The 17,619-nt window shown below is 42.6% G+C and carries 13 protein-coding genes; all 13 read left to right on the top strand.

The window, feature by feature from the left end; translation table 11 throughout:
- The first annotated feature begins 206 nt into the window (after positions 1–206).
- The 13 genes from V7077_RS09515 to V7077_RS09455 all read left to right on the top strand — a co-directional run bounded on the left by V7077_RS09515 (position 207) and on the right by V7077_RS09455 (position 17,447).
- Positions 207–491, top strand: coding sequence for a YhdT family protein (locus tag V7077_RS09515; protein WP_335500774.1), 285 nt, complete (start codon positions 207–209; stop codon positions 489–491).
- Positions 488–1,939: a sodium/pantothenate symporter gene (panF, locus tag V7077_RS09510; protein ID WP_335500772.1), complete on the top strand. Its 1,452-nt coding sequence runs from the start codon at positions 488–490 to the stop codon at positions 1,937–1,939. The genes V7077_RS09515 and panF overlap by 4 nt, the downstream gene beginning before the upstream one ends.
- A gap of 80 nt (positions 1,940–2,019) precedes the next feature.
- On the top strand, positions 2,020–2,250 hold the full coding sequence (locus V7077_RS09505) for a CsbA family protein (RefSeq protein ID WP_335500769.1): 231 nt from the start codon (positions 2,020–2,022) through the stop codon (positions 2,248–2,250).
- A gap of 347 nt (positions 2,251–2,597) precedes the next feature.
- Positions 2,598–4,577, top strand: coding sequence for an excinuclease ABC subunit UvrB (gene uvrB, locus V7077_RS09500; protein ID WP_335500767.1), 1,980 nt, complete (start codon positions 2,598–2,600; stop codon positions 4,575–4,577).
- A gap of 7 nt (positions 4,578–4,584) precedes the next feature.
- A complete protein-coding gene (uvrA, locus tag V7077_RS09495; RefSeq protein ID WP_335500766.1) occupies positions 4,585–7,458 on the top strand; it encodes an excinuclease ABC subunit UvrA in 2,874 nt (957 codons plus the stop codon).
- A 621-nt stretch (positions 7,459–8,079) separates the two neighbouring features.
- Positions 8,080–8,394 (top strand): DUF4870 domain-containing protein, encoded by a 315-nt coding sequence (locus V7077_RS09490; protein WP_335500765.1) that lies wholly within the window; start codon positions 8,080–8,082, stop codon positions 8,392–8,394.
- A 39-nt stretch (positions 8,395–8,433) separates the two neighbouring features.
- Positions 8,434–9,546: a DUF4097 family beta strand repeat-containing protein gene (locus tag V7077_RS09485; RefSeq protein ID WP_335500763.1), complete on the top strand. Its 1,113-nt coding sequence runs from the start codon at positions 8,434–8,436 to the stop codon at positions 9,544–9,546.
- Between the two features lie 13 nt (positions 9,547–9,559).
- Positions 9,560–9,925: a phage holin family protein gene (locus V7077_RS09480; RefSeq protein WP_335500761.1), complete on the top strand. Its 366-nt coding sequence runs from the start codon at positions 9,560–9,562 to the stop codon at positions 9,923–9,925.
- A 156-nt stretch (positions 9,926–10,081) separates the two neighbouring features.
- A complete protein-coding gene (gene hprK / locus V7077_RS09475) occupies positions 10,082–11,011 on the top strand; it encodes an HPr(Ser) kinase/phosphatase (RefSeq protein WP_335500758.1) in 930 nt (309 codons plus the stop codon).
- A 12-nt stretch (positions 11,012–11,023) separates the two neighbouring features.
- Positions 11,024–11,839 (top strand): prolipoprotein diacylglyceryl transferase, encoded by an 816-nt coding sequence (lgt, locus tag V7077_RS09470; protein ID WP_335500756.1) that lies wholly within the window; start codon positions 11,024–11,026, stop codon positions 11,837–11,839.
- Positions 11,840–11,880: 41 nt separating this feature from the next.
- The gene (ppaX, locus tag V7077_RS09465) at positions 11,881–12,531 is read left to right on the top strand and encodes a pyrophosphatase PpaX (protein WP_335500754.1); all 651 of its coding nucleotides are present in this window, start codon (positions 11,881–11,883) and stop codon (positions 12,529–12,531) included.
- 5 nt (positions 12,532–12,536) lie between these two features.
- The gene (locus V7077_RS09460; RefSeq protein WP_335500752.1) at positions 12,537–13,085 is read left to right on the top strand and encodes an acyltransferase; all 549 of its coding nucleotides are present in this window, start codon (positions 12,537–12,539) and stop codon (positions 13,083–13,085) included.
- 312 nt (positions 13,086–13,397) lie between these two features.
- Complete coding sequence (locus tag V7077_RS09455) at positions 13,398–17,447, top strand: bifunctional 2',3'-cyclic-nucleotide 2'-phosphodiesterase/3'-nucleotidase (RefSeq protein WP_335500750.1); 4,050 nt, start codon at positions 13,398–13,400, stop codon at positions 17,445–17,447.
- The last annotated feature ends 172 nt before the right edge of the window (positions 17,448–17,619 follow it).

Here is a 17,619-nt window from a genome sequence, read left to right as displayed (position 1 = left end):
ACTCCTTCCTTATCTTTATAATAAATAATAAATTTGCAGAAAAAACGCAGATTTAGTGTAAATGTTATGAAGATTTACTTGAAGAAAAGATGATTTTTTAAGTTCAAGATACACATGTTTAGTAAGGTTTTTTCAATGTTTGTGGTAAAATGTTTTAATCTGGTAAAAATTGAACTAAATATAGATACATAGTAGGGGTGTAAAGTGTGAAAAAATCCGTGGATTCTCTGGACAAGCGTTTTAAGATTGCCCATAAGGAAGCACTAATTGGAGTCATTCTTGTTATTCTTAATTTTATCATTTGGTATGGTTTTGCCTACGGGCTGGGTTCTGTCAATGTCAAAGATTATACATACGTGTTTGGTTTGCCGGCCTGGTTCTTTTACAGCTGTATTCTCGGCTCCATCGTCATGATTCTCCTTGTCATTTTAACCGTGAAATTCATCTTCAAGGACATCCCCTTTGAAGTAAATGAGGAGGAAAACAAGTGAACTGGGCCGTTATTACACCGTTAATTATTTTCTTATTAATTATTTTTGCAGTGGGAATTTGGTCCAATAAGTTTGTTCTAAAATCCAACTCGTTTTTAGAAGAGTACTTTTTAGGGGAACGGCAAATGGGCGGGTTCATTCTGGCCATGACGATGGTGGCTACTTATGGTAGTGCCAGCAGTTTTATCGGCGGACCTGGGATTGCCTATACGCAAGGATTGGGCTGGGTTCTTCTTGCTATGGCCCAGCTGGTAACCGGTTATTTTACGTTAATGGTCCTAGGAAAGAAATTTGCGATTGTGGCTCGTCAGTATAAGGCAATCACCCTAATCGATTTCCTAAAAGAACGATATAAAAGTAAAACGGTCGTGATCTTGTCTGCCACGAGTATTATTATTTTCCTTTTTTCATCGATGACGGCTCAATGGATTGGCGGAGCGCGCTTGGTGGAATCGCTGACCGGCATGCCCTATACGACTGCCTTACTGATTTTTGCCTTTTCCGTGCTCGTCTTTGTTATTGTCGGCGGCTTTCGTGCGGTAGCACTCACTGATACGGTTCAAGGTGTTGTGATGTTTGTGGGAACGCTGATCCTTTTAATTGCTACCATTAAAGCTGGTGGAGGAGTTTCAAACATCATTTCTGATTTAGCAGCAGAGAATCCGAACCTCATCAGTCCGTTTGGTGCCGAGCATAATTTAACCCCAGCCTACGTTTCATCGTTCTGGATTTTGGTTGGTGTTGGGGTTGTCGGACTGCCGCAAATCACGGTCCGGGCAATGTCCTATAAAAACTCAAAAGCGATGCATAATGCGATTATTATTGGGACGGTTGTCGTTGGCTTTATTATGCTGGGGATGCATTTGATTGGTGTGTTTGCCCGCCCTGTGCTTCCTGGGGTGAAAATTGGGGATACGGTTATGCCGCTGTTATCCATGAAGGTATTACCACCGTTTGTAGCTGGGATTGTGCTGGCAGCCCCAATGGCGGCGATTATGTCAACCGTCGATGCTTTGCTGATCCTCGTGAGCTCTGCTTTGGTAAAAGATATCTATTTGAATTACATCAAGCCGGATGCTGCGGACAAACAAATTAAAAAAGTGAGTTTCAGTGTAACCGCGATTATTGGGATTATCGTGATTATTCTCGCATTAAGTCCACCTGATCTAATTGTCTGGCTGAATCTATTTTCTTTTGGCGGACTGGAATCTGTGTTTATTTGGCCGGTGGTCTTAGGCTTGTATTGGAATAAGGGAAACAAGTACGGAGCGATTACGTCGATGATAATCGGAATGGGTTCTTATATTTTATTGGATCGTTTTTATCCGAATGCCTTCGGATTGCATACAGTTGTCCTGCCTATTGTGTTGTCATTACTGGGCTTTATTATTGTTAGTCTAGTATCACAGCAAAAGACTGATATCGGTTTGAAAAACGCAGCGAACTAAGTGATTTTGGTTGCAATTTTATTGATATCTTTTTAGAATAAATTAACGAGTTTTATAAGTGAGGTGTACCCATGTTTGAGATGATTAGGATATTTTCGGCACTAACGATGCCCGGATTGCTGGTTTTACTTTTTTCTCGGGTCACTTACAATCGCGTTATCGGCCTTGTTTTAACTGTGGCACTCATTGCGGGGTCCGTTTACAAAGGCTATACTGACACCTTTTACCTGATTGTTATTGATGCCTTTTCGCTTACAGCCGGCTTCTGGCTGGCAGCCAAGATGCAGCCGCGCGCAGTTAAGAATAGTTAGAAACGAAGTCTGCCTTGAAACTGGCAGGCTTTTCTTTATTTCGGAGGCTGAAGTTGGCTTTCGCTGATAAAATGAAAATTCCGCTGATAATTATACTAAAAGCGCTGATAAATACACTAAAACCGCTGATATCTTCTTCAAAAGTGCTGATAAAAATACTTGCTGCCGGACTGTGTGGGAAAAAACAAAAAAAACGAATATTCGTTCGCATATTATTGGTTTGTTTTTGGGGGATTGTGGTAGAATGTTAATATGCAAATTACGAGAACCTATCTACCTAGCACCATCCCGGATCATAAACAGAATGAAAGCTTGAGTGTGATACTTTTTACGGGAGGAAACAAATAGTGAATGATAAATTTGAATTAGTTTCAAAGTATTCTCCACAAGGTGACCAGCCTGAAGCGATTCGCCAGTTAGTGGAAGGAATTAAAAACAATAAACGTCATCAAACCCTGCTCGGTGCTACCGGAACAGGGAAGACTTTTACAGTTTCGAACGTCATAAAAGAAGTGAACAAACCGACCCTTGTGATTGCCCATAATAAAACGCTGGCCGGTCAACTATACAGTGAATTTAAAGATTTTTTTCCAAACAATGCAGTTGAATACTTCGTCAGCTACTATGATTACTATCAGCCGGAAGCCTATGTACCACAAACTGATACCTTCATTGAAAAAGATGCCAGTATCAATGATGAAATTGATAAACTGCGCCACTCGGCGACCTCATCCTTATTTGAACGGAAAGATGTCATCATTATTGCCAGTGTTTCCTGTATCTATGGTCTCGGTTCTCCGGAAGAATACCGCGAGATGGTCGTATCTCTTCGTACCGGGATGGAAATCGAACGCAATCAACTCCTGCATCGCCTCGTGGATATCCAATATGAACGAAACGATATTGATTTTAAACGAGGAACTTTCCGAGTCCGCGGCGATGTTGTTGAGATTTTCCCCGTTTCCCGTGATGAACACTGTGTTCGCGTTGAATTTTTTGGAGATGAAATTGACCGGATTCGCGAAGTCGATGCCTTAACAGGTGAAATTATCGGCGAACGCTCACACATCGCCATTTTCCCGGCCTCCCACTTCGTAACACGTGAAGAGAAAATGCGGGTAGCCATCGAAAATATTGAAAAAGAACTGGAGGAACGGCTTGCTGAATTAAGAGCGGAAGATAAGTTGCTTGAGGCACAGCGGATTGAGCAGCGTACACGCTATGATTTAGAAATGATGAGGGAAATGGGCTTTTGCTCAGGAATTGAAAACTATTCCCGTCATTTAACATTAAGGCCGCCAGGTTCTACTCCATATACCTTGCTAGATTATTTTCCGGAAGATTTTCTGTTGATCATCGATGAGTCGCATGTTACCTTACCGCAAATCAGGGGTATGTTTAATGGTGACAAGGCGCGAAAACAGGTGTTAGTCGACCACGGCTTCCGCCTCCCATCCGCACTTGATAACCGTCCGCTTACCTTTGAAGAATTTGATAAGCATGTGCATAATGCGATCTTTGTCTCGGCCACACCTGGACCATACGAGCTTGAGCATACGCCGGAAATGATCGAGCAAATTATCCGTCCAACTGGTTTGCTTGACCCAACGATTGAGGTTCGTCCAATTGAAGGGCAAATTGATGATTTAATTGGTGAAATACAGGATCGAGTTAAGAAAAATGAACGTGTTCTTGTGACGACATTAACGAAAAAAATGTCAGAGGACTTAACCGATTACTTAAAAGAAATTGGAATTAAGGTTCAATATTTACATTCGGAAGTCAAGACGCTCGAGCGGATCGAAATTATCCGTGAGCTTCGTCTTGGAAAGTATGATGTTTTGATCGGGATCAACTTGCTCCGAGAGGGACTCGATATTCCTGAGGTTTCCCTTATAACGATTCTCGATGCCGACAAAGAAGGCTTCCTGCGTTCGGAACGGTCGTTAATTCAAACGATTGGCCGGGCAGCCCGAAATGCCAATGGCCATGTGATTATGTATGCTGATAGAATCACCAACTCGATGGAGCTGGCGATTAGTGAAACGAAGCGGCGCCGGGCCATCCAAGAGGAGTACAACGAAAAACACGGTATTACACCGCAGACGATTCAAAAGGAAATCCGCGATGTCATCCGTGCGACCCAAGCGGCAGAGGATCAGGAAGAGTACAAACCAGCAGCATCCTTCGGCAAAATGTCGAAGAAGGAACGAGAAAAGTTAATTATGACGATGGAAAAAGAAATGAAGGAAGAAGCAAAGGCACTCAATTTCGAACGTGCTGCCGAGCTTCGTGATTTATTATTGGAATTGAAAGCGGAAGGATGACGGTATTATGGCAATGGAAAAACTAATTGTGAAAGGCGCCCGCGCTCACAATTTGAAAAATATAGATGTCACCATTCCGAGAGATAAGCTTGTTGTGTTGACGGGACTTTCCGGTTCAGGGAAGTCCTCGCTCGCATTTGATACGATTTATGCAGAAGGGCAGCGCCGATATGTGGAATCTCTGTCGGCGTATGCCCGCCAATTTCTCGGTCAGATGGATAAGCCGGATGTTGATATGATTGAAGGATTATCTCCGGCGATTTCGATTGATCAAAAAACAACAAGCCGAAACCCGCGCTCGACAGTGGGGACGGTAACGGAAATCTATGATTATTTACGATTACTTTTTGCAAGAGTAGGACACCCAACTTGTCCGAATCATGGAATTGAAATCACCTCCCAAACGATTGAGCAGATGGTGGACCGAATCATTGGCTATCCGGAGCGAACCAAAATGCAAATCCTAGCACCCGTGATATCAGGCCGAAAAGGGGCCCACGTAAAGGTATTGGAAGATATCAAAAAGCAAGGGTTTGTCCGGATTCGTGTTGACGGAGAAATGCTTGACCTTGGCGATGAAATCGAATTAGATAAAAATAAGAAGCACTCGATTGAAGTAGTTGTCGACCGAATTGTCATCAAAGAAGGCGTATCAGCCCGTGTCGCTGATTCACTTGAATCGGCCTTAAAGTTAGGAGAAGGCAACGTTATAGTCGATGTAATTGGTGAGGAAGAGCTGTTGTTCAGTGAGAACCATGCTTGCCCAATCTGCGGTTTTTCGATTGGTGAGTTAGAACCACGAATGTTTTCCTTTAACAGTCCATTCGGGGCCTGCCCTGAATGTGACGGACTGGGCTCAAAACTGGAAGTAGATCTTGACTTAGTTATCCCTAATAAGGACCTAACGCTAAAACAGCATGCGATAGCCCCATGGGAGCCAACCAGTTCGCAATATTATCCGCAGCTGCTTCAGGCAGTCTGTGATCATTACGGAATTGATATGGATATACCGGTTAAAGATATCCCTGAGCACCAAATGGAGAAAGTTCTATATGGTTCCGGCAAAGACAAGATTTACTTCCGTTACGAAAATGATTTTGGTCAGCTTCGTGAGGGACATATCCAGTTTGAAGGTGTAATGCGTAATGTCGAGCGCCGCTATAAGGAAACAAGCTCAGACTTTATCCGTGAACAAATGGAAAAATACATGGGTCAGCAGCCCTGTCCAACCTGTAAAGGCTACCGCTTGAAAAAAGAATCGCTGGCCGTGTTAATTAACGGGTTCCATATTTCTCAAGTAACCGACCTATCGATTAAAGATGCTGATCAATTTTTTACGGAATTAAAGCTTTCAGAAAAAGAAATGCAAATTGCAGCCTTGATTTTCCGTGAAATTAGTGAACGGCTTGGTTTCTTAATCAATGTCGGCTTAGACTATTTAACGCTTAGCCGTACGGCTGGTACACTTTCCGGTGGGGAAGCCCAGCGGATTCGTTTAGCTACCCAAATTGGCTCTCGCTTAACAGGTGTCTTATACATTTTGGATGAGCCGTCCATCGGTCTCCATCAGCGTGATAATGACCGGCTAATCGGTACGATGCAAAACATGCGTGATATCGGCAATACCTTGATTGTCGTTGAGCATGATGAAGATACGATGCTTGCGGCCGATTATTTGATTGATATTGGTCCGGGTGCCGGTATTCATGGCGGTGAAATTGTATCCGCAGGAACTCCGGCAGAAGTAATGGCCGACCCGAACTCACTGACAGGCCAATATCTTTCCGGAAAAAAATTCATCCCGCTGCCGCTTGAGCGCCGTAAGCCGGATGGCCGCTTTATTGAAGTGAAAGGGGCCTCTGAAAATAATTTAAAAAATGTAAATGTAAAGTTTCCGCTTGGGCTGTTTATCGCTGTGACGGGGGTATCCGGATCAGGGAAAAGTACGCTTATTAATGAGATCCTCCATAAATCCTTGGCGCAAAAGCTGAATCGTGCCAAAACCAAGCCTGGAGCACACAAAGCGGTTAAGGGAATGGAACATTTAGAAAAGGTCATTGATATTGACCAGTCGCCGATTGGCAGAACACCTCGCTCGAATCCGGCTACGTACACCGGTGTCTTTGATGATGTACGTGATGTGTTTGCTTCAACGAATGAAGCAAAGGTACGTGGGTATAAGAAAGGCCGTTTCAGTTTTAATGTGAAGGGCGGCCGCTGTGAGGCCTGCCGTGGGGACGGAATTATCAAAATTGAAATGCACTTTTTACCTGATGTCTATGTTCCGTGTGAGGTATGCCACGGCAAAAGATATAACCGTGAAACGCTGGAAGTGAAATATAAAGGGAAAAATATTGCCGATATTCTTGATATGACGGTTGAAGCGGCAGTTGAATTTTTTGAAAACATACCAAAAATCAGCCGTAAGCTGCAGACCATTATGGATGTAGGACTTGGCTATGTGAAGCTTGGCCAGCCGGCGACCACTCTGTCGGGAGGCGAGGCCCAGCGTGTCAAGCTTGCTTCTGAGCTGCATCGCCGTTCAAATGGGAAAACGTTCTATATTTTAGATGAGCCGACGACCGGGCTTCATGTCGATGATATTTCCCGCTTGCTGGTTGTCTTACAGCGGCTGGTTGAAAATGGCGATACCGTCCTAGTTATTGAGCATAATCTTGATGTTATTAAGACTGCGGATTATCTTGTCGACCTCGGTCCTGAGGGCGGAGATAAGGGCGGTACTCTTGTCGCGACGGGAACCCCGGAAAAAGTGGCAGAGACTCCTGAGTCTTATACCGGAAAATATTTAAGACCAGTCCTTGAGCGTGATCGAGAGCGGATGAAACAACAAATTGAAGAGAAGAGTGCGATTAAGGCATAGGAAGAGTCGAAATCTCCGGGTGAAAATCTGGAAGGTTTCGGCTTTTTTTATTATGCAGAATAAGGTTTGTGGAATTAGGCGGAATAAATTAGGATGTATGAGGAATAAACTGGAAATAGTGCGAGGTCTAGCTTAACTGCTGTTAGTTTTACGGAAAAAACCGGAAAGTACACGGAATTAATCCGAAAGTTCGCGGAAAAAACAACGTAATACACGGAATTATTCATAGATCTCACTGAAAAAAACGGAAATCATACAGAATTCAACCCAACACAGATTGTCTGCACAGAAAAAACCGGTAAATGCACAGAAATATTCCAAAAGTTCGCGGGAAAAACAACGAAACGTACGGAATTATTCATAGATTCCGCTGAAAAAAACGGAAAACATACAGAATTCAACCCAACACAGGCCGACCGCCCAGAAAAAACCGGTAAAAGCACCGAATTAATCCGAAAGTTCGCGGAAAAAACCCAGAAACGTACGGAAAAAATCAACATTCCCACGGAAAAATGGCCCAATTCCGCGGAATCACTCCTTCCCCCCAGACAACCCAAACTTAAAAATAAAAAGAAACCTTTTCCTTCTCAGTTCGTAATAACAGATAGAGGTGATAAACGTATGGAAACTCGCAAAGTTTTATCCAGTCTATGCTATTTTAGTATCTTTTTCGCCGGATTTATTTTTCCCTTAGCTGTCTATTTAGCAACAAGTGACGAAGGAACCAAACAGCATGCCAAGAAATCACTATTCTCACACCTCATTCCACTCATCCTGACACCGCTCCTAGTGTTTGCGGTATTCCATGACTTTACTGCACAGCAAAATACCATCCCTGTGTTTACCATTATTAGTATCATCGCGCTGACTTTACTTTGGCTCATAATCGTCATCTGGAACATAATCAAGGGCGTAAAGGTGTTAACAGCTGAATAAGCTGACAGTAAGAAATCCATAAAACTAGAGGTGGAGAAAATGAAAGAGGAAAGAAAACGAATTTTACAAATGGTCGAGGAAGGCAAACTGAAGGTCGAAGAAGCCTTAACGCTTCTCGAGGAACTGGAAAAAGCAGAGCAATCGATGGAACAAAAACAGGCGCAAATCGTGAATGAACTGTCAACCACTGTCCAATTTGAAGAAGCCAAAAAAGAAGAGCCTTTCCAAGCAAAATACCAATCTACAAAGGACAAAATCTTTGAATTTGTGGACATAGCCTTAAAAAAAATTAAAGACCTAGACTTAGATTTAAACTTCGGGCAATCCGTGGATATCTCGCATATATTCCATCAAGGGGATGCCGCTATAAAAGATATCGACATTGACGTGGCGAACGGGGCGGTGAAGCTTGTTGGCTGGGAGCAGCCAGATGTCAGAATCGAGTGTCAGGCAAAAGTGTACCGCGTAGAAAACCAGGACCAGGCCCGGCAAAATTTTTTACGAGACGTCCTTTTCTCGATCGAACATGAGAAATTACGTTTCAGCACCCAGCAGAAATGGATGAAGGTGGAAGCGGTTGTTTATGTGCCAAAAGCCGTTTATAACCGAGTTCGCGTCAGATTATTTAATGGTCCCGTTTCAGGAGAACATATGAATGTCGACGAGCTCCGTGTCAAAACAGCGAACGGAAAAATTAGTCTCGACCGTTTTACCGGTAAAAAAACAGAGGTGGAAACAGCAAACGGAAAAATAAAGCTGACAGGCAGTCAGTTCGAACAAGTGGAAGCAGAAACAATTAACGGCGCAATCCAACTTGACGGAACATTTAAGAAACTGGAAATGGAGTCGTTTAATGGTAATATCAGTTTAAAACTTCATGGAAATGAAGCTGAATTGATTCGAGCCAAAACGGCAGCGGGTGGAGTTGACCTCTATCTCCCTGAAGGGCTCCCTGTAAATGGTGATTTAAAGACAAACCTCGGTGGATTTCATGTGAACCTTACCGGTATCCAAGTGCTTGAGGAAAAGAGTGAGATGATTCAAAAATCACTGCGGTTCCAATCGATTAATCACCCGGAACAACTCGTAAACCTATATGCAGATACAAAAACAGGTTCCATCACGATCCACCAATCACAAGAAGAAAAGTAGGAGATATACCTGAATGAGATGGCTGATAGGTTGTTTAATAAATGCGGTATTATTTACGGCCCTCGCCGGTTATTTTCATGATAGCTTTCAGTTAACCGGTTTCGGGGCTGCGCTAGAAGCGAGCATATTATTATCAATTTTAAATGTACTCGTCCGTCCGCTATTGATTTTATTTACCTTACCGGTCACAGTCCTAACGATGGGGCTGTTCCTGTTTGTCATCAATGCCGTTACACTAGAACTAACCGATTATTTGATGGGCAGTGCTTTTGAAATCAATGGCTTTGGCATGGCCCTGTTTTTTGCCGTGCTAATGTCGCTAGTAAATGTTATCATTCAAAAAACATTGTTTGAGCCATCGAGAAAGGCGAAAAAATAATGGATGTGGGTGTTCCTTTTTTTAATGGGGGACACCTTTTTTCTTTTTTGCATATCTTACATTTGGTTCTTTTTCAAAAAATGCTAAAATAGAAGGTATGAATTCTTCTTATTTCTACTTTTTTTAAAAATACATCCGTTTGAGGAGGAAATCTTCTTGCCAAAAGTTCGTACGAAAGATATTTATGAAAAGTTTAATTTAGAATTGATCAGTGGTGAAGAAGGCATTAACCGCCCGATTACCATGAGTGATATATCCCGTCCGGGGATTGAAATGGCCGGCTATTTCGAGTTTTATCCGGCGGAACGGATTCAGCTGTTAGGGAAAACAGAATTATCCTTTTTTAGCGAACTATCACCGAAAGAGCGTGCCTCACGAATGGAACAACTTTGTACCGATGTGACTCCGGCGATCATCGTCACTAGAGGTATTGATGTGCCTGAAGAGTTAATTGAGGCATCCGAACGAGAGTCTGTTCCTGTGTTAAAGACAAACATGGTCACGACCCGTTTCTCAAGCCGTTTAACCAACTTTTTAGAAAGTAAGCTCGCACCTACAACCGCTGTTCATGGGGTATTGGTAGATGTTTATGGGATTGGTGTGTTAATTACTGGAAAAAGCGGCGTTGGTAAAAGTGAAACAGCGCTTGAACTAGTAAAACGCGGGCACCGCCTCGTGGCTGACGATTGCGTCGAAATTCGTCAGGAGGACCAGGACACGTTGGTTGGGACCTCACCGGATTTAATTGAACATCTATTAGAGATCCGCGGTCTGGGAATTATCAATGTCATGACCTTGTTCGGAGCAGGAGCCGTTCGCAGTAATAAGCGGATCACGTTAATCATGAATCTGGAAATTTGGGATGCGAAAAAGCAATATGACCGCCTTGGCTTGGATGAGGAAAAAATGAGGATTATTGATACCGATGTTCCTAAGCTGACCGTTCCGGTTCGTCCAGGACGAAACCTAGCTGTTATCATTGAAGTCGCAGCGATGAATTTCCGGTTAAAACGGATGGGCGTAAATGCTGCCCAGCAATTTACCGACCGCCTGTCAGATGTAATTGAAGAGGGAGACCACGAGTAAGGGGAGAAAGAGATGAACGAAACAATACAGCCATTGAATCCAATCGCCTTTTCACTTGGCCCGATTCAGGTGCATTGGTATGGGATTATTATCGGTTCCGGTCTGGCACTTGCTTTGTATCTGGCGATAAGAGAGGCCAACCGTAGAGGATTACCGAAAGATACATTTGCTGATTTAATGCTTTGGGCGATCCCGATTGCAATTATTTCGGCACGGATTTACTATGTAATATTTGAATGGGGATATTATGCCCATCACCCGGCAGACATCCCGAAAATTTGGAATGGCGGAATTGCCATTCATGGAGCGCTAATTGGTTCTGTGATTACCACGATCGTTTTTGCCAGGAAAAGAGGAATTTCTTTTTGGAAAATTGTCGACATTGCTGCTCCCAGCATCATTTTAGGACAGGCGATCGGCCGCTGGGGAAATTTCATGAACCAGGAGGCCCATGGAGGTGAAGTGTCGAGGTCCTTCCTTGAAGGCTTGCATTTACCTGATTTTATTATCAACCAAATGTATATTAATGGTACCTATTATCACCCCACCTTCTTATATGAATCCATATGGGATTTCATCGGCTTTATATTATTAATCCTGCTCCGCCGCGTGAATTTCCGGCGAGGAGAACTGTTTTTATCGTATGTTATTTGGTATTCGATTGGCCGCTTCTTCGTCGAAGGACTTAGAACTGATAGTTTAATGCTCGGAAGTCTGCGGATGGCGCAAACCATTTCGATTGCTTTGATTGTAGTGGCAGCAGCAATTTTAGTTTATCGCCGCACGAAGCGTCTTGACGAGGCCCATTACTTAGATCAAACCAATTAAATCGTTATCACCACAGGCAATAAGAAGAAAGGAACCCACCGATGACAAACAAAATTACCACCATCCTATTTGATTTAGATGGAACCTTAATTGATACAAATGAATTAATCATCTCAACTTACCTAAACACGCTGGAAAAATATTATCCAAGCAAGTATAAACGTGAGGATGTCCTGCCGTTTCTTGGTCCAACACTCCATGAGGCGTTTGGCAGTATGACACCGGACCTGGAACAGATTGAGGAAATGATTGCCGCTTATCGTGAGTATAATATCTCCAAGCACGATGAACTTGTCAAAGAGTTTGTCGGGGTGACAGAAACGATACATACGTTGAAAGAGCGCGGGTTTAAACTAGGCGTTGTGACAACCAAGCGCCTTGACGTAACGCTGAAAGGCTTGCGGTTGATGAACCTGGAGTCGTTTTTTGAGGTGATTGTTGCCTACGAACATGTGACAAAAACGAAACCGGATCCAGAACCAATATTTAAGGCATTGGAGCAGTTGGATTCGACTCCTGAAGAAACCATTATGGTCGGCGATAATTACCATGATATTTTAGCCGGTAAAAATGCCGGAACGAAAACAGCCGGTGTGGCTTGGTCGATTAAGGGCCGGGATTATGTTGCCAGTTATGAACCAGATTACATGCTCGAGAACATGACGGACCTATTAACCATTCTCGGAGAGTGAAAAGGATGAGAAACACGACCCGCTATCCGGTTGAGGGGGCGAACTCTTTATGGCACGTCTATAAGACCGTGCCATTTTGGAAGGTTGTTAAAAATTTTATTGTCATTCAACTGGCGAGGTACACACCCTTTTTAGGGATAAAAAATTGGTTATATCGTACTTTTTTAAGGGTTAAGGTAGGGGAGCAGACCTCGTTTGCCTTAATGGTGATGCTCGATGTCATGTTTCCCGAGAAAATTAGTGTCGGCCGCAACACCGTGATTGGTTATAATACGACCATTCTCGCCCATGAGTATTTGATAAAAGAATACCGTCTCGGTCCTGTCGAAATTGGGAGTGAAGTGATGATTGGAGCAAATTCCACGATTCTCCCAGGGATCAGGATAGGGGATGGGGCCATCGTTTCAGCTGGCACGCTGGTTCATAAGGATGTTCCACCTGGATGCTTCGTAGGCGGGAACCCAATGCGGGTGATTTATACGAAAGAAGAACTAGAAAAACGGTGGGAAGAGGACCCAATCTATAGAAGTGTAAAAAAGTCTGGTCATATTTGATCAGACTTTTTTACTCTGTTTAAATATTTTTTACAAAAAAATAGGTATTAGGGCACATTTTTGTTCTTGATTCTGAACGATATAATAGTAATGATTGGAAGACAATAAGATTTAGATAGTAATAGAATATAGGCTGAAATCTATAATCTATTAAAAAAATTGATGGAAGATGGAAATATTCCTCGCAAAATGACAAATGAGCCATCGCCATTAATTCTGAATCTTAAAAAAGGAGAGGGTTTTCAGAAAGTTAGACAGAACATGGAGGTCTTGGCAAGAAAATTTAATCAAAGGGGATAGGTGAAGAGGCATATGAAAAAGAAAGATACTCGTAGATTTAGTAAATTAGCTGCCACAGCTCTGATACTCAGCACAATTGTTTCGCCCTCAATACCTTACAAGGTAAAAGCCGCCGAGGCAGGTAATACTGCTACTCTAAGAATTCTAGAAACTACTGATTTGCATGATGCAGCAATGGCCTATGATTACTACCAAGATACAGATAAGGGCATTAATTACGGTTTATCGAAAACGGCTACATTAATTCAGCAAGCTAGAGCAACGGCAGACAACTCTATGTTGTTTGATGCTGGTGACTTACTTCAAGGAAATCCGATGGCAGATTATGTGGCGAAGGTTAATCCTTTGAAAGATGACGAGGTCCATCCCATGTTTAAAGCTATGAGCTTATTAAACTATGATGGCGGAATCGTCGGAAATCATGAATTTAACTATGGCTTAGATTTTCTAGATAAAACCTTAAAACATGCTCCATATCCAATTGTAAATGCTAATATTTATGTTGATGATCATGATAATGATCCAACTAATGATAAAAACTATTTTACTCCATATCAAATTATTCCTAAAAAAATCAAAGATAAAAACGGTGTCGAGCAAACTGTGAAGGTAGGAATTATCGGGTTTGCACCGCCGCAAATTCTTCAATGGGATAAGGATAACCTGCAAGGTAAGGTTATTGTCAAAGATATTGTTAAAACCGCTGAAAAATATGTACAAGAAATGAAGGATAATGGTGCAGATGTTATTGTTGCGATTGCACACTCCGGCTGTGACGTGACCAACGATGGCCAAGCAGATGCTGAAAATGCCGTTTTTTCATTAAGTAAAGTTCAGGGCATTGATGCGCTATTGTTTGGACATGCCCATTATGCATTTCCAGCAGGTAAAGAGTTCCATCAAGGCAGTAATCTCGCTAATCCTGATTTAACGGGTCTTGATACTGCAAAGGGTACAATTAACGGCACACCGGCAGTGGAAGCAGGTTTTTGGGGTAATAACTTAGGTGTGCTTGATTTAGCGTTAGTTCAACAAGCTGATGGGACTTGGACAGCGGATAAGGCTGCTTCAAAATCAATAGATATGCCTGTAACAGCTACAACAGCAGTTGATTCAAAAATTGTGGAAGCAGTTAGTGCAGAACACCAAGCAACCCTCGATTATGTACGCGGGAAAATCGGTGAAACAAGTACACCAATGTCCAGCTATTTTTCAAGGGTAATGGACGACCCTACCATCCAAATTGTCAACAATGCACAAACAGATTATGTTAAGAGCTGGATTAAGAAGAACCGTCCAGAACTTGGAGATGTTCCAGTCATTTCGGCAGGTGCTCCATTCAAAGCGGGACGCCAAGGGGCAACCGATTATACCAACATTGCAAAAGGCGACCTGTCCATTAAGAGTGCCAATGATCTTTATTTGTATAACAACACATTAAAAGCAGTAGAATTAACGGGTGCAGAAGTGAAAGAATGGTTAGAAATGTCTGCCGCACAATTCAACAAAATTGATCCTGCTAACCCTAATCCACAAGAATTAGTTGATTATGGATTCCAGCCCTACAATTTTGATGTGATTGATGGAGTTAAATATCAAATTGATGTAACGAAGCCTGCAAGATATAACTATACAACAGGTGTTGTATCTAACCCAGATGCCCACCGTATTATTAATTTTACCAATATGGATGGATCAGCGATTGATCCGACTCAAAAATTCATCGTTGCCACGAATAACTATCGTGCAAGCGGCGGAGGAAATTTCCCTGGTACTAAGGGTGGAAATGCAACCGTCGTGGTTGATTCTCCATTAGAAAACCGTCAGATTTTAATGGATTATATTAAAGCTCAAGGAGTCGTCAATCCGGTTGCTGATAATAACTGGAAAATCGCTCCTGTTGGTGGAGTAGCGAAGACCTTAACCTTTAAATCGTCGCCGGACGCTAAAAATGTTTTAGCATCCACACCAAATATTAAGGATATCGCTCCATTATCCGATGGCTCCGGTTTTGAACAATACGCGCTAGATCAAGATGTTCACGTTCAATTACTAGGAATCAATGACCTTCATGGGCAACTAGACTATAAAACTACTGTCGCAGGAAAACCTGCCGGCGGAATTGAATATTTAGCAGGTTACTTGAAAGAAAGAGAAGCAACCAATCCTTCGAACACCCTAATGGTACAAGCAGGCGATGCCGTTGGTGCGAGTCGTCCGGTATCCGCATTATTACAAGATGAGCCAACGATCCGCATTCTGAACGAACTTGGTTTTGATGTAGGTACGATTGGTAACCACGAATTTGATGAAGGCGTAACAGAAATGCTTCGCTTAATCAATGGCGGTGCACATCCAAAAACGGTCGAGAAGTATGGTCCGTTTGAAGGGGCTGACTTCCCATATGTGGCAGCAAACGTAGTAAAAGAAGATACAAACCAACTAATTCTGCCTCCATATGTGGTCAAGGAAGTTGACGGCGTGAAGGTGGGCTTTATCGGTGTGGTTACAACTGAAACACCAAGCATTGTAACGCCAAGCGGCGTAGCTGGAGTTAAATTCACTGACGAGTCAGAAGCAATTAATAAGTATACAGCTGAATTAAAAGCTAAAGGGATTAAAGCGATTGTCGTTCTTGCCCATGATCCGGGAACTTCAGCAACAGACGGATCCAACCCAACAGGTAAAGTAGTTGAAATCGCTAAGGCAGTCGATGATGAGGTTGACGTTATTTTTGGTGCACATGACCATAAATACCTAAACTCAACTGTTGACGGGAAGCTGCTAGTTCAATCTTATTCCTATGGAACAGCTTTTTCTGATGTCGATTTAACCATTGATCCAGTTACACAAGATATTGTTGAGAAAAAAGCGGAAATTATCACGACGTTCCAAGATGCTGCCCACCTTGATGCAAAAATTAAAGCGGAGATGGATCAATATCAGGCCGATGTAGCTCCTATCACTAACCAGGTAGTGGGGAATGCAGAAGCACCTATTTCTCGTACTACTAATGAAGCAGGGGAAGCGCCACTTGGTAACTTGATTGCCGATGGTATGAAAGCTGCAACTGGTACTGATTTTGCCTTCATGAATATTGGCGGGATCCGTGATGATATCAAGGATGCGGGAGATATTACATGGGGAGAACTTTTCGCCATCCAGCCATTCGGCAATGATATCGTTACAGAAAATATCACAGGTGAGCAAGTAAGAACTTTATTAAATCAGCAGTTTGCTGCCGATCGAAACCGGATTATGCAAATTTCTGGTTTGAAATATACTTGGTCCAATAACTTACCACTAGGGAAAAAAGTTATCGATATCTATCTTCCAGACGGTACAAAAATTGATCCTAATGGTACCTATTCCGTAACCGTCAATAACTTCATGGCAGACGGCGGGGATGGATTCGTTGTCCTTAAACAGGGAACGAACCGGGTCACAAGGATGTCTGACCTTGATGCCTTTGTCAACTATATTAAGTCTTTTAACGGCAAGCCGGTTACAGCTAAAATTGAAGGCAGAATTTTAATTGATAATATAGCACCTGCCGCCCCAACAGTTGCTGAAGTAACTGACCAGTCTACAAAAGTTACTGGAAACACAGAAGAGGGAGCAAAGGTTGAAGTTAAAGCTGATGGCCAAGTGATTGGTACAGCTGTTGCAGGTTCCGGTGGAACATTTGCTATAAGCATTTCACCATTAAAAGCTGGAACAGAAGTAACCGTAACAGCAACCGACGTCGCAGGGAACAAGAGCGCAGAGACAAAAGTAGTGGTTAAAGACGTTACCGCTCCAAATGCGCCTGTAGTTGGACAAATCATTGCCCCAGCCAAGAGTGTAACCGGTAAAGCGGAAGCAGGTTCAACTGTAAAAGTATATAATGGAAAAACACTATTAGGCAGTGCTGCAGCTGATCAAAACGGAGAATTTACCATCTCTTTCAAATCAGCTCAGACATATGATACAGTGTTAACCTTCACCGCTACAGATGCAGCTGGTAACACAAGTGAAGCAACTTCAGTTAAATTAGTAAAAAGCAATCCGAAATTCCAATAAGATAGGTAGTGAGCACCCCTGAATGATCATTCAGGGGTGTTTTTATTACAAATTCACACAAATTCTGCTGAATCTCGTGAAAATTTGCATAATTTAATGCGTACTGTACCTAAAACTAGTTTAAAATAGAAAGAAACTCAGTTGTTTATTATTGACGGAGTTCATACAAACA

Source organism: Neobacillus vireti (assembly GCF_036962465.1).
In the GTDB taxonomy this organism is placed as follows: domain Bacteria; phylum Bacillota; class Bacilli; order Bacillales; family Cytobacillaceae; genus Neobacillus; species Neobacillus vireti_B.
This window is presented reverse-complemented; position numbering and strand designations above follow the sequence as displayed.

Excerpts from the sequence above, each read along its gene's own strand:
- V7077_RS09505 (WP_335500769.1), top strand. The coding sequence starts at position 2,020 with ATGATTAGGATATTTTCGGCACTAACGATGCCCGGATTGCTGGTTTTA.
- V7077_RS09485 (WP_335500763.1), top strand. The coding sequence starts at position 8,434 with ATGAAAGAGGAAAGAAAACGAATTTTACAAATGGTCGAGGAAGGCAAA.
- lgt (WP_335500756.1), top strand. The coding sequence starts at position 11,024 with ATGAACGAAACAATACAGCCATTGAATCCAATCGCCTTTTCACTTGGC.
- uvrA (WP_335500766.1), top strand. The coding sequence starts at position 4,585 with ATGGCAATGGAAAAACTAATTGTGAAAGGCGCCCGCGCTCACAATTTG.
- ppaX (WP_335500754.1), top strand. The coding sequence starts at position 11,881 with ATGACAAACAAAATTACCACCATCCTATTTGATTTAGATGGAACCTTA.
- V7077_RS09460 (WP_335500752.1), top strand. The coding sequence starts at position 12,537 with ATGAGAAACACGACCCGCTATCCGGTTGAGGGGGCGAACTCTTTATGG.
- V7077_RS09455 (WP_335500750.1), top strand. The coding sequence starts at position 13,398 with ATGAAAAAGAAAGATACTCGTAGATTTAGTAAATTAGCTGCCACAGCT.
- V7077_RS09480 (WP_335500761.1), top strand. The coding sequence starts at position 9,560 with ATGAGATGGCTGATAGGTTGTTTAATAAATGCGGTATTATTTACGGCC.
- V7077_RS09490 (WP_335500765.1), top strand. The coding sequence starts at position 8,080 with ATGGAAACTCGCAAAGTTTTATCCAGTCTATGCTATTTTAGTATCTTT.